The organism is Brevundimonas sp. Leaf280, assembly GCF_001422455.1.
Taxonomy (GTDB): Bacteria; Pseudomonadota; Alphaproteobacteria; order Caulobacterales; family Caulobacteraceae; genus Brevundimonas.
Genome location: NZ_LMNC01000001.1, coordinates 142,426 through 155,639, shown reverse-complemented (window position 1 = coordinate 155,639; position 13,214 = coordinate 142,426). Strand labels below are relative to the sequence as shown.

The following is a 13,214-nucleotide window of genomic DNA, read 5'->3' as shown; positions in this document are numbered from 1 at the left end:
CTGTGGTTGACTCGATCTGACGGGGCGGTATGGCTTGGCTGTTGGGTAGGGGTGCGTTTTCGAAATGCAGGATCGGGCTTCGCCCACAGATGAAGCCCTGGCCACGGCACATGCTCGCCTGCTGAAGGATGGTTCGCTCCAGTTCGATCGGGTCGGTTTCGAGCGCCCCGACATCAAGCCGCCCGGCTGGTTGCACTGGATCGGCGACGCGCTTCATTTCATCGCGCCTGTTTTGAAATGGGTCTTCTGGATCGGTTTGCTGATAGTCGCCGGCTTGATCCTGTACGCCATCGTGAGGGAAGTCCTTCGGATGCGCGCCCCGCCGGCGAAACCGAAGAAACCCAGGATCGTAGCGGAGGCGCAGTGGCGTCCGGAGGCGCAGGCCGCGCGCGATCTGCTGGCCGACGCCGACGCCTTGGCCGCACGCGGCCTGTATGCCGACGCCGCCCACCTGCTTCTGTTGCGCAGCGTTCAGGACATCGAACAGCGCCAGCCGCGCGCCGTTCGGATTTCCCTGACCACCCGCGAGATCGCCCGATTGAAGGCCCTGCCGGACGCCGCGCGACCCGCTTTCGACCTGATCGGCCGGATGGTGGAGCGCAGCCTGTTCGGCGGAGCACCCGTCGGCGCTCAGGATTTCGCCGACTGCCGGCAGGCCTATGAGGCCTTCGCCCTGCCCGAGGGCTGGCGCGCATGAGCCGGTCCGAAGGCGCGGCAAGCGGCGGGTTCTCGCCGGTCACCATGATCGTGTTGCTGCTGGTGGGCGTGGTTGCGCTGGCGGGGCTCGGCGTCCTGTCGGCCTATGCGCCGGAACTCAAATCCGGCAACGACGGCGGCGGCCATGCCCTGTCGCGGTCGTCCACCGGTTTCGGCGGTCTGCCGACCCTTCTGCGTGGCCTGGGTGTGCCGGTTGTGATGAACCGGGGGACGCTTTCCGAAACGTCGGACGAAAGCCTGCTGATCCTAACGCCGTCGATCCAGACCAAACCCGAACAGATCGACGACATCGAGCATTACGGCGCGACGTTGATCGTCCTGCCCAAATGGACCTCCATACCGGATGCCGACCATGCCGGCTGGGTGAAGACTGTGGGCGTGCAACCGACCCAGAGCGTGGTGGCGTCTCTGCCGAAAGATTTGCGCAGCGGCCTGAAACTGACCGAGCGCAAAGGCGGCGCGACCGTCGCCTTGCGCCGTCCCGATGGCGCGTCGTTCGGACGGCCGGTCCGGATCGAGGCGCTGCGCACCCTGGAGGGCCCCGACTGGATCCCGGTCGTCGTCGACGATCAGGGCCGCGCCGTCCTGGCGATGCATCGAGAACTGCGCACCTATGTCCTGGCCGATCCCGACCTGATCGACACGGCTGGGCTGAAGACCCTTGATGGCGCGAAGACCGCCGTCGCCCTGATCGACATCGTGCGCGCCGATGAGGCGCCCGTGATGTTCGACCTGACGCTCCACGGCTTCCAGCGCACCCGCAACATGTTGCGGCTGATGCTGGAACCGCCGCTGTTGGGCATGACCCTGGTGCTGGTCGCGCTCGCCGTCTTCGCCGGTTTCCAGGCCGCCGTTCGCTTCGGCCCGGCGCGCGAGAGGAGCCGTGTCATCGCGCTTGGCAAGCGGGGCCTGGCGGACAACACCGCCGGTCTCGTTCGCCTGGCGCGGCGCGAACACCGGATGGCCGCGCCCTACGCCCTTCTGGTGCGCGCCACAGTCGCCCGCGCCATCGGGCCGCCGCGCAATCTGGACGAGGGGGCGCTGGACGCCTTCCTCGACCGTGTCGGCCGAACCACCGGCGCGACCGAAACCTACACCGCCCTGGCTGAACAGGCCCGGGCCGCCAAGTCGCCGGCCGACCTGATGCGGGTCGCCGGCGCCCTTCATCGCTGGAACCAGGAGCTGACCCGTGGACGTCAATGAGGTGAAGACGATCGCCGAGCGCATCCGCGCCGAGATCGCCAAGGCCGTGGTCGGTCAGGAAGAGGCCGTCGATATGCTGCTGACGACCCTGTTCGCCGGCGGCCATGTTCTGCTGGAAGGTCCGCCCGGCACGGCCAAAACCCTGCTGGCCCAGACGTTCGCGCGCACGGTTGGTCTCGACTACGGCCGCATTCAGTTCACGCCCGACCTGATGCCCGGCGACATCATCGGATCGAACCTGTTCAACTTCCAGACGTCCAGCTTCACCCTGACGCGCGGGCCGATCTTCTGCGAACTGCTGCTGGCGGACGAGATCAACCGCACCCCGCCCAAGACCCAGGCCGCCCTGCTGGAAGCCATGCAGGAGCGTCACATCACAATCGACGGCGAGGCCCACGCCCTTAGCCGACGGTTCACCGTCGTCGCCACCCAGAACCCCATAGAGCAGCAGGGCACCTACCCCCTGCCCGAGGCCCAACTGGATCGTTTCCTGTTCAAACAGGTGCTCGACTATCCCAGCCTGGAGCAGGAGCGCGCCATCGTCGCCGCCCACGGTTCGCGCACCGGCCTGATGGACCCGATCGCGCTGGGGGTCGAGGTCGTCGCCGACGCGGCCGTCATCGATGCGGCAGTGAACACGGTCGCGGACGTGCGCCTGACGGACGAGGTGATCGGCTACATCACCGGCCTGGTGCGGGCGACACGGACATCCGCCGATGTGGAGACCGGCGCGTCCCCGCGTGCGGGGGCCATGCTGGCGGTCGCGGCGCGGGCGCGGGCGGCGCTGGACGGCCGCGACTACGTCATTCCCGACGATGTGAAGGCCCTGGCCATCCCAGCCCTGCGTCACCGCCTTGTCTTGTCGCCTGCGGCCGAGATCGAGGGACGGCGCGTCGAACAGGTGCTGGCCGGCCTGGTGGATCAGGTGGCGGCGCCCCGGTGATCTACCCCACCCGACGCGCGGTGACGGCGATGGCGGCGGGCGTTCCCGTCGCCCTGCTGGCCGGCGTCCTGACGCCTGCGGGCTGGCTGGCCGGGCCGGTCTGGATCGCAGGAGTCCTGCTGCTCGTCGCCTTCGACGCGTTGCGCGGCGGCTCGCGCTCCCGGCTGGAACTGGACCAGCCTCGGCCGGTGCGCGCGGCCGTCGGGCGGTCCGACCGGGCCGAACTCACAGTGCGTTTCGACGCCGGAGGCCCGGCCCCGAAGACCGTCGAGGCCGCCCTGTCCGGCGACGCCCGGCTGGGGCTGGACGAGGCGTCGCGCCGTGCGACGGTGTCGGATCGCGCCGCTGTCCTGGCCTTTCCCTTCACGCCCAACCGGCGGGGCGCAGCCGACCTGAAGGCCTTGTGGGTCCGCTGGCATGGACCGATGGGCCTGGCCTGGAAGCAGAAAACCTTCGCCCTCGATTTGGCGGCGCCGGTCCTGACCGACCTGCAATGGGTCCGCGATCAGGCCGTTCGCCTGTTCGCCCGCGACGCCCTGTTCGGCGCCAAGACCCAGCTGGAGATCGGCGAGGGCTCGGAGTTTCAGGCCCTGCGCGACTTTCAGGCCGGGATGGATCGCCGGTCCATCGACTGGAAACAGTCGGCCCGCCACGCGGCCCTGCTGGCCAAGGAGTTTCGCACCGAGCGAAACCACAATGTCATCATGGCGCTGGACTGCGGGCGGGCGGCCAGCGAACCGGTCGGCGGAATGCCGCGCATCGACCGCTTTATTCATGCGGCGCTGCTGCTGTCCTACGCCTGCCTGAGATCGGGCGACCGGACGGGCGTCTTCGCCTTCGATTCCCAGCCGCGCGTGGCCACCGGCGCCGTGGGTGGTCTGGACGCGTTTCGCACCCTTCAGGCCGTCGTCGGCCGCATCGACTATTCGACGCACGAGACCAACTATACCTTGGCCCTGGCGACCCTGTCGGGCCGGCTCCAGCGCCGCTCGCTGATCGTCGTCTTCACCGACTTCACCGACACCACGGCCGCCGAGCTTATGATCGAGTCGCTGGGGCGGCTGCTGCGCCGTCATCTGGTCCTGTTCGTCGTCCTGCGCGACGATGAGCTGGAAGGCCTGACCGCCGTCGAACCCCAGGCCCCCGAGGATGTCTCTCGCGCCGTCGTCGCCGGAACCCTGCTGCGTGAACGCGAGACGGTGATCGGACGGTTGCGGCGCATGGGGGCGCATATCGTCGATGCCCCAGCCGATCGCGTCGGGATCGAGGTCGTCAACGCCTATCTGGACCTGAAACGGAGGGATCTGCTGTGACCGACGTGCCTCCCTCCGGGCTGCTGAAGAGCCAGCGCTTCCGCCAGGCGCGCGAGGACGACTGGCGCCGCCTGGAGCGGCTGATGGACAAGGCCGAGAAGGGCTCCGCGTCCAAACTGACCGACGCCGAGATCCTGGCGGTTCCGGTCCTGTATCGTTCGACCCTGTCGGCCCTGTCGGTGGCGCGCGAGACCTCGCTGGACCAGGGGCTGATCGAGTATCTGGAGACCCTGTCGGCGCGGGCCTATTTCTTCGTCTATGGCTCGCGGGCGACGATTCAGGATCGGCTGGTCGCCTTCTTCCGCACCGACTGGCCCGCCGCCGTGCGCGGACTGTGGCGCGAGACCCTTGTGTCGGCGGCCCTGATGCTGCTGGGCGCCTTGGTCGGCGCCTGGCTGGTGATGCACGAGCCGGAATGGTTCTACGCTTTCGTTCCGGCAGATCTCAGCGGCGGGCGCGATCCCGCCGCCTCAGCCGAGACCCTGCGCGCCACCCTGGACGGCGCGGACGGGGCGCAAGGCCTGTCGGCCTTCGCCGCCTATCTGTTCACCCACAACGCCCAGGTCGCCCTGCTGGCCTTTGCGCTCGGGTTCGCCCTGTGCCTGCCGACGGGCCTGCTGATCCTCTACAATGGCGCGACCCTGGGGGCCTTTTTCGCCCTGTTCGCCAGTCGGGGGCTGGGGTTCGAGCTGGGCGGCTGGCTGCTGATCCACGGCGTGACCGAACTGTTCGCCGTCATCCTGGCGGGTGCGGCAGGCCTGCGGATCGGCTGGGCCGTCGCCTTCCCCGGTCAAAGACGACGGCTGGACGCGGCCGTGGAGGCCGGGCGCACTGCGGGCATCGCCATGGGCGGCGTGGTGGTGATGCTGATGTTCGCGGGGCTGCTGGAAGGGTTCGGCCGCCAGCTGATCGTCGACACCGGCTTGCGTTACGCGGTCGCGGCGGCGACCGCCCTGATCTGGGGTCTGTATTTCTATGCGCCCCGCCCCGCCGTCGCGGAGTCCATTCATGTCCGCTAATCACATCGCGCCCCGCACCGAGCGCGCCTTCGTCACGCCCGAGGGCGTGGACCTGCGGTTGAACATCGGCGATGCGGGTCAGAGGGCCGGCGCCTTTCTGCTCGACGCGGCCGTCATCATCGGCGTGCTGATCGTCTTCACCATCGCCTCGGCCTTCGCCTTCGGCGCCAGCGCCAGCGTCGCCGGCGTGACGGGGGCCGAAATGGTCGCTGTCATCTGGCTGATCGTCTTCTTCCTGCTGCGGAACTTCTATTTCACGGCCTTCGAGCTGTCGGCGGCGGCCGCCACGCCGGGCAAGCGGATCATGGGACTGCGCGTCGCCTCGCGCGACGGCGGACGGCTGAAGGCCGAGGCCGTCTTCGCCCGCAACGCCATGCGCGAACTGGAGGTTTTCCTGCCCCTGTCCATCCTGGTCGCCCGCAGCCAGGAGGGCGGCGTCGACGGCTGGATGTATCTGCTGGCCTTCGTCTGGGCGGCGATCTTCGTCTTCTTCCCCCTGTTCAACAAGGATCGGCTGCGCATCGGCGACCTGATCGGGGGCACCTGGGTCGTGCGCGCGCCGCGTCGCAAGCTGATCCGCGACATGGCCGAAGACGGGGCGACGCGGATGGCCGCCTACGCCTTCACCCCGGCGCAGCTCGACGCCTATGGCGCCAAGGAACTGCATGTTCTGGAGACCCTGCTTCGACAGGGCGACCGCAAGACCTTTCGAGACGTCGCCGACCGCATCGCCAAAAAGATCGGCTGGACGCGTGGCCCGTACGATACGGATCGGGACTTCCTCAGCGCCTATTATGCCGCCCTGCGTGGCCGTCTGGAGCAGAAGCTGCTTATGGGTGTCAGACGCCGCGACAAGCACGACGTCTGACGGATCGCGCGATCAATCGAAGATCGAGGCCAGTTCCTCAGAGCCGACGCCTTCCTTAGCTGAGCGCAACTCGTGATAAAGCGCCGCCACGCCGGCCGATGCGACGACCCCGGACAAGATGTTGACGATGGGCTCGGTGATCAGATTGACAGCCAAGTTGGGCGTGCCCCCGGTCAGGGTTCCCCCGGTCGCCAGACTAAGACCGCCGATCGCCGCGCCGATGATCCACGACAGAATCACATAGATCACAAGCAGGCCGAAAACCTGCCAGCGATAGCCCTTGGTCAGTTCGCGGCTGCGCTGCAGGCTGGCGAACACGCCGCGCTTTTCGACCACCACGGACGGAGCGCCGACCGACCACATGACCGACAAGATGATGCCCGGCACGATCAACAACAGAAAGCCCAGCATCATCCCGATGGAGGCGACGATCGCCAGGCCCAACAGCGGCAGGAAGTTCTGAACCCCGACGTTGAAGGCGTCGCCAAACGCGGTCGTTTTGCCGTTGAAGCCGTTCACGGCCGCCTTCACCACCATGCCCTGCAAAAGATACAGGCCGACGAAGTTCAACACCACGCCTACCATCATCATCAAGACGCCCGGTCCGAAATCTTCGTTCAACATCGCGCTTTGGCCAAAGGCCGACAGAATGCTGGGCGCGCCGACCAGAAGCGCCGCCGCGCCGAAGAAGACGGCGGCGTTCTGCTTGATCGCGCCGAAGGTCCGCTGGATCACACGACCAAGGTCGAACACCCCGCTGCCTGCGCCGCCAGTGATCGCGGGGGTCACCCTCGGTGGCCGCATGGCGATGATCTGCTGTGCGCGTCCTTCGGTCTCGGCGATGAAATCGACTCGCTGACTGCGCTCGACAACTGAAGGCGGCTGAACGTCCTCCTTCGTGAACGAATAGCGCTCGCCGTCGTCGCCGAGGATCAAACCGAATCCGGTCGCCTCGTCGAACGTTTGAACCTCACCCCGCAAACCTGCCTCCCCTGCTGATGCGTCGCACGGTTGTAGAAGCTGCACCGCAGCCTCGCCAGTGCATTACAGAGGTGAGCCCGCGCGTCGAACCTCAAGCCATCGCTTGTCCGAGGAAGCCGACCATCTGTAGCGAGGACTTTTCTGGACGAGGGTGTTAGGAAGGCCGCGGATGACCAAAGCGCTGCGGGAAATGGTGCGTCGACTTGGCTTCGTCAGTGCTCTGCTGCTGACGGTCGCCTTCGCCATGCCTGCGTTTGAAAGCCATGCCTGCGCGGCAGAAGGCTCAGGCGGCGTCCAGGTGGTCGAGACGGTCGGCGGCGCTGATGGTCAATGTCCTGACTGCGGCCCGGCGTGCGCCAACGGCTGCTGTCATGCGCCCCATTCCGCCATGTCCAGCGACCTGGCGACGCCGCGTTTCATCGCAGTCTTCGGCCAGCCTCAGGCGTGGAGCGACAGCGTCGCTTGCCCGCTCGGGCGGCCTGACGGTCCCGAGCGCCCACCGAGAGCCTGATCCTCGGCCGGACCTGGCGTCCGGCCCTTCCTGAGCCCTGCGCGTGGCGAAGACGTCGCGCGTCCTGAACTCTGGGCCCGGCCGTGCGCCAGGCGAGGATCGATCATGATTTCGAAGACATACTGGCTGATGACCGGCGCCGCCGTGGTCATCGCATTAGGCGCGGGCTTTGGCGCCGCCCGCATTCTGGACCGACCGCCAACCGAAGCCGAACACGCCGAGGCGGGCGACGCCGAAGACGAAGCTGGCGAAGCGGCCTTCGTCGCCCTGACGCCGCAGGAGGCGGCTCAAGCCGGGGTGTCGGTCGTCGCCGTGCAGCGCGGCGGCGGCGCCGAGCTGAAGCTGCCGGGCCGCGTCGCCTTTGCGCCCGGCGCCGAGGCTGCGGTGGATGCGCCGTTGGGCGGCGCCGTGGTGCGCGTCCACGTCGGTCTGGGCGATCGCGTGGCGGCCGGTTCGCCGCTAATCACCGTGCGCAGTCCGGACGGCGCCGCCTCAAGGGCGGACGCCGACGCGGCGGGCGCGACGGTCCAGGCCGCGCGCGCCGCCGAACGGCGCGATCGCACCCTGTTCGAACAGGGCTGGGTGTCACAGGCGCGCTTGGACGTCACCGCCGCCGAGACCCGCCGTGCGGAGGCGCAACACCGCGCCGCCCGCGCTCGTGTCGGCGCATTCGGCGGGCCCGGAGCGGACGGTCTGACGGTGGTGCGCAGCCCCATCGCGGGCGTCGTCACTCGTCTGAGCGCGTCGCCGGGTCAGGTGCTGCACGAAGAGGCCTTGCAGGTCGCCGCCGTCGCCGATCCCGGCCGTGTCGAACTGGTGTTCGAGGCGCCACCCGCCGCCGCTGCGATTCTGAAGGTCGGCGACAGGCTGGAAAGCACGGTCGCCGGATCGCGCGTCATGTCCGGCGTCGTCGTCGCCATCGCCCCGGCCAATGCGAACGGGGTCGTCGTGGTTCGCGCGCGGCCCGCTGGCGAGACGCCCCCGGCGGGATCGGTCGTCTCCGCCCGCGTTTCGGCCGGCGCGGGCTCAGGAACGCCTGTCGTGCCGATCGACGCGGTCCAGACCATAGAGGGCGCGCCGTCCGTCTTCGTTCAAGAGGACGGCGGGTTCCGTGCGCGCCCGGTCGTAACCGGACGAACCTCGGACGGTCGGATCGAGATCGTGTCCGGCTTGACCGGGACCGAGCGTATCGCCGGCGTCGGCACCTTCCTGCTCAAGGCCGAACTGGCCAAGGGCGAAGCCGAGCACGGACATTGATCATGCTGAACCGGATCATCGACGCCTCCGTGCGTTTCCGCTGGCTGGTCGTGGGACTGGCCGTCGTCCTGGCCATCCTGGGCGGGCGCGAACTGCTGCATCTGCCCATCGACGCCGTGCCCGACATCACCAATCGCCAGGTGCAGATCACGACGGTGGCGCCGGCGCTGGGCCCTGAGGAGGTCGAACGCCAGGTCACCTTCCCGCTGGAGACGGCGCTGGCGGGGCTGCCGGGCCTGACCGAGACCCGCTCCCTGTCGCGCCATGGCTTCTCGCAGATCACCGCCGTCTTCACTGATGCGACCGACATCTATTTCGCCCGCAATCTGGTCAATGAACGACTGCAGGCCGCGCGCGAAGATTTGCCAGGGGGGCTTTCTCCCTCGATGGGTCCGGTCGTGACCGGCCTGGGCGAAGTCTATATCTGGACGCTGGAACTGACCGGCCCTGCGGCGCGGACCGGGGCGGTCTATGTCACGCCCGAGGGCGAACGCCTCGTCACTGACCAGGAGAAGGCCACCTATCTGCGCACGGTTCAGGACTGGCTCGTCGCGCCCCAGCTGAAGACCGTGCCCGGCGTCGCCGGCGTCGCCGGCGTCGATGTGCTGGGCGGCTATGTGAAGGAATATGCGGTCCACCCCGACCCCAGCCGACTGGCCGCCTATGGCGTCGGACTGGTGCAACTGGTCGAGGCGTTGGAGCACGCCAACCGCATCGCTGGGGCCGGATACGTCAACCGTGCGGGCGAGGCCTATATCGTACGCGCCGACGCTCGGCTGAAGAACCTGAACGACCTCGCCCAGACGCCGATCCTGAACCGGGGCGGCCAGGTGATCCGAGTGTCCGACGTGGCCACGGTCGAGATCGGCCGCGCGCCCCGTTTGGGATCCGCCAGCGCCGACGGCCGCGAGACGGTGGTCGGCACGGCCCTGATGCTTCAGGGGGAGAACTCGCGAGAGGTGGCGCACCGCGTCGGCGAACGGCTGAAGGCCATTGCGCCCAGCCTGCCGCCCGGCGTGGTCCTCAAGCCCGAACTGGACCGTACCGAACTGGTCGAGGCGACCATCCGCACGGTGGAGCACAATCTGTTGCTCGGCGCCCTGCTGGTCGTCGCCGTGCTGTTCTTCGCCCTGGGCAACGTTCGGGCGGCGATCATCACCGCCCTGGTGATTCCGCTGAGCTTCCTGTTCGCCGCCTCGGCGATGAACCGTTTCGGGATCAGCGCCAATCTGCTCAGCCTGGGCGCGCTGGATTTCGGCCTGATCGTCGACGGCGCCGTGGTGGTGATCGAGAACACCCTGCGCCGTTTGGGCCTGAAGCAGGCGGAGACCGGGCGGCCGCTGACGACCGCCGAAAGGCTGTCGGTCGCCGCCGCCTCGGCGCGCGAAATGGCCCGGCCGGCGGCCTTCGGCCAGGCGATTATCCTGCTGGTCTATGCGCCCTTGCTGATGTTCGAAGGGGTGGAAGGCAAGATGTTCGGCCCGATGGCCGCCACCGTCATGCTGGCGCTCGCCGCCGCCTTCATCCTCAGCTTCACCTTCGTGCCCGCCATGGCCGCCCTGTTGGTGCGCGAGCCCAGGGCGGATCATGAGGAGACGCGGCTGACCCGCGCGGCCAAGGCGCATTACCAGCCGCTTCTTGCACACGCCATCGCCCGACCACGGCGCGTCCTGGCCGGCGCGGGTGTCGCCTTGCTGGCCGGCGTCCTCGCCTTCCTGACATTGGGGCGCGAGTTCGTGCCGCAACTGGATGAGGGCGATGTGCTGGTCCAGGCGCTGCGCGTGCCCTCGACCTCGCTGGAACAGAGCCAGGCGATGCAGTTTCAGGTCGAGCGCGCGCTGAAGGCCATGCCCCAGGTCGATCGGGTCTTCACCCGCACCGGCACAGCAGAAGTCGCATCTGACCCCATGCCGCCATCGATCTCGGACACCTTCGTTATCCTGAAAGATCGCAAAGACTGGCCCGATCCGCGACTGCCGAAAGTCGATCTGGTGGCGGATATGGAGACGCGGCTCTCCACCCTGCTGGGCAACAATTACGAGTTCACCCAGCCCATCGAGATGCGGTTCAACGAACTGATCGCGGGTGTGCGTTCGGACGTGGCGGTCATGGTCTATGGCGATGATTTCGCCGCCATGGAGCGCACGGCCCAGCAGGTCGCGGGCGTCCTGAACGGCATCCAGGGCGCGGCGGACGTACGGGTCGAGCAGGTTTCGGGCCAGCCGACCATCACCGCCAGCGTGGATCGCACGGTGGCGGCGGCGCAAGGGATCCATGCCTCCGACGCTGCGGACGCCCTGGCCATCGCCTTCGCCGGTCGCTCGGCCGGTCAGGTCAACGAGGGCGACCGACGCTTCGATGTGGTGGTGCGGCTGGACGACGCCCTGCGCGCCGATCCAGCCGTTATGGAGCAGTTGCCGGTCATGCCCGAGAACGCCCAGTCCGGGGCGCCGACCGTGCCCCTGTCCTCGGTCGCTCGCTTCGACGTCGGCGAAGGACCGAACCAGATCAGCCGCGCCGACGGCAAGCGCCGCATGATCGTCCAGGCCAATGTCCGCGGACGCGACCTGGGCGGCTTCGTCGCGGAGGCGCAAGCCAAGGTCGCCGAACAGGTCCAGTCGCCCCCATCCGGCTGGATCGACTGGGGCGGTCAGTTCGAGAACCTGCAACGCGCGTCGGCCCGTCTGGCGCTGATCGTGCCGATCGTCTTCCTGACCATCGGCCTGCTGCTCGTGCTGGCGCTGCGATCATGGAAGGACGCGGCCCTGGTGTTCGCGGGCGTGCCGCTGGCCCTGGTGGGCGGCGCCTTGGCGCTGGCGCTGCGCGGGATGCCGCTGTCGATCAGCGCGGCCGTCGGCTTCATCGCCGTCTCAGGCGTGGCGACGCTGAACGGCCTGGTGCTGATGCAGGCCATCCGCCAACGCCTGACCGAGGGCGACCCGCCGGCCAAGGCGGCGCTCCACGGCGCCGTCAGCCGCCTGCGCGCCGTCCTGACCACGGCCTTGGTCGCCGTCCTCGGCTTCGTGCCCATGGCCTTCGCCTCAGGCGCCGGCGCCGAGGTGCAAAAGCCCCTGGCCACGGTCGTCATCGGCGGCCTGACCACCGCAACGGTCCTGACCTTGATCGTCCTGCCGGTGCTCGCGGCATGGCGGAAAGCCGGTGCGGTTCCAGACTGACCAACGCCGATTGGACAAGGCCTGCGTGACGCCAATCGATCCCAAGGCTCACGAGGGCTGCGAATTATCGCGTTCGAAGACGGTCTCGCCTATATAGCGCCTCTTCCTGATCGAGCGCCCACGTCATCCGCCACTGTTTGATGCCTTCCACAATGTCGATAAATCAAGCGCGCACGCTGTCCATCGCCCCGATGATGGACTGGACCGATCGGCATTGCCGGGCGTTCCACAGGGCGTTGACGAGCAAGGCGCTGCTTTACACCGAGATGGTGACGGCGCCGGCGGTGTTGCACGGGGATCGCGAGCGGCTGCTGGGGTTCGATGCGCTGGAGCATCCGGTGGCCCTGCAGCTGGGCGGGTCGGATCCGGCGCAGTTGGCCGAGGCCGCCAAGGTCGGCGAGGCGTTCGGCTATGACGAGATCAATCTCAACGTCGGCTGCCCGTCGGACCGGGTGCAGTCGGGTCGGTTCGGCGCCTGTCTGATGCGCGAGCCGGAGTTGGTGGCCGACTGCATGGCGGCGATCAAGGGGGCTGTCAGCGTGCCCGCAACCGTCAAATGCCGCATCGGCGTGGACGATCAGGATCCAGCCGTCAGCCTGTTCGCCACGGTGGACTCCTGCGCCGCCGTCGGGATCGAGGTCTTCGTCGTCCATGCGCGCAAGGCCTGGCTGAAGGGTCTGTCGCCCAAGGAGAACCGCGACGTGCCGCCGCTGGACTATGATCTGGTGCGCCGGCTGAAGCGCGAGCGGCCGCATCTGAACATCTCGATCAATGGCGGCATCGCTTCTATGGACGCCGCCGAGGCGCATCTGGCCGAGGTCGACGGCGTGAAGCTGGACGGGGTCATGCTGGGTCGCGCCGCCTATCACGAACCGGCCATTCTGGGGCAGGCGGATCGTCGCCTGTATGGCGAGCCGGTTGAGGACACCGACGCCTTCGCCGCGCTGGAGCGCTATCGGCCTTATATGGCCGCGCGTCTGGATGAGGGCGTCGCCCTGCCTGCGATGGCGCGGCATATGCTGGGCCTGATGCACGGCCGGCCGGGCGCGCGGGCGTTCCGTCGCATTCTGACGGTCGAGGCGATCAAGCCCGGCGCCGGGCTGGAGGTGCTGGACCGCGCGGCGGAGGCTGTGCGCGATGCCGAGGCGAGGCGCGACACGGCGCCCGGCGACTGGGCGGCGTAACCCAATCTTCAGAGCCGGCTGGCAAGGTTAAGAGAACCCTGC

Annotated in this window: 11 protein-coding genes; 10 read left to right on the top strand and 1 reads right to left on the bottom strand. The window is 68.3% G+C overall.

What is annotated here, in order from left to right; translation table 11 throughout:
- Positions 1 to 64: 64 nt before the first annotated feature.
- The 6 genes from ASF31_RS00775 to ASF31_RS00750 are packed head-to-tail and all read left to right on the top strand — an operon-like array spanning position 65 to position 6,063.
- Positions 65 to 697 carry a DUF4129 domain-containing protein gene (locus tag ASF31_RS00775; protein ID WP_055752871.1) on the top strand — a complete coding sequence of 211 codons (633 nt, stop codon included), beginning with the start codon at positions 65 to 67 and terminating at the stop codon, positions 695 to 697.
- Positions 694 to 1,920 (top strand): DUF4350 domain-containing protein, encoded by a 1,227-nt coding sequence (locus tag ASF31_RS00770; protein ID WP_055752870.1) that lies wholly within the window; start codon positions 694 to 696, stop codon positions 1,918 to 1,920. Before ASF31_RS00775 ends, ASF31_RS00770 begins: the two co-directional genes overlap by 4 nt.
- Complete coding sequence (locus ASF31_RS00765) at positions 1,907 to 2,863, top strand: MoxR family ATPase (RefSeq protein WP_055752869.1); 957 nt, start codon at positions 1,907 to 1,909, stop codon at positions 2,861 to 2,863. Before ASF31_RS00770 ends, ASF31_RS00765 begins: the two co-directional genes overlap by 14 nt.
- Positions 2,860 to 4,176 carry a DUF58 domain-containing protein gene (locus tag ASF31_RS00760; protein ID WP_055752868.1) on the top strand — a complete coding sequence of 439 codons (1,317 nt, stop codon included), beginning with the start codon at positions 2,860 to 2,862 and terminating at the stop codon, positions 4,174 to 4,176. The genes ASF31_RS00765 and ASF31_RS00760 overlap by 4 nt, the downstream gene beginning before the upstream one ends.
- Positions 4,173 to 5,195, top strand: a complete 1,023-nt coding sequence (locus ASF31_RS00755; protein WP_055752867.1) for a stage II sporulation protein M — start codon at positions 4,173 to 4,175, stop codon at positions 5,193 to 5,195. Before ASF31_RS00760 ends, ASF31_RS00755 begins: the two co-directional genes overlap by 4 nt.
- On the top strand, positions 5,185 to 6,063 hold the full coding sequence (locus ASF31_RS00750) for an RDD family protein (protein WP_055752866.1): 879 nt from the start codon (positions 5,185 to 5,187) through the stop codon (positions 6,061 to 6,063). The genes ASF31_RS00755 and ASF31_RS00750 overlap by 11 nt, the downstream gene beginning before the upstream one ends.
- A 12-nt stretch (positions 6,064 to 6,075) precedes the next feature.
- On the opposite strand, the gene ASF31_RS00745 is transcribed toward ASF31_RS00750, so the two are convergent.
- Entirely contained in the window at positions 6,076 to 6,852 is a 777-nt protein-coding gene (locus ASF31_RS00745) for a hypothetical protein (protein WP_156355809.1), read from the bottom strand.
- Positions 6,853 to 7,213: 361 nt separating this feature from the next.
- On the opposite strand from ASF31_RS00745, the gene ASF31_RS00740 reads away from it, so the two are divergent.
- From ASF31_RS00740 to dusA, 4 genes are all read left to right on the top strand, one after another.
- Complete coding sequence (locus tag ASF31_RS00740) at positions 7,214 to 7,555, top strand: hypothetical protein (RefSeq protein ID WP_055752864.1); 342 nt, start codon at positions 7,214 to 7,216, stop codon at positions 7,553 to 7,555.
- 105 nt (positions 7,556 to 7,660) lie between these two features.
- Positions 7,661 to 8,812 (top strand): efflux RND transporter periplasmic adaptor subunit, encoded by a 1,152-nt coding sequence (locus ASF31_RS00735; RefSeq protein ID WP_235551207.1) that lies wholly within the window; start codon positions 7,661 to 7,663, stop codon positions 8,810 to 8,812.
- Positions 8,813 to 8,814: 2 nt separating this feature from the next.
- Entirely contained in the window at positions 8,815 to 11,988 is a 3,174-nt protein-coding gene (locus ASF31_RS00730; protein ID WP_055752863.1) for an efflux RND transporter permease subunit, read from the top strand.
- Positions 11,989 to 12,140: 152 nt separating this feature from the next.
- The gene (gene dusA / locus ASF31_RS00725) at positions 12,141 to 13,172 is read left to right on the top strand and encodes a tRNA dihydrouridine(20/20a) synthase DusA (protein ID WP_156355808.1); all 1,032 of its coding nucleotides are present in this window, start codon (positions 12,141 to 12,143) and stop codon (positions 13,170 to 13,172) included.
- Positions 13,173 to 13,214 lie beyond the last annotated feature (42 nt).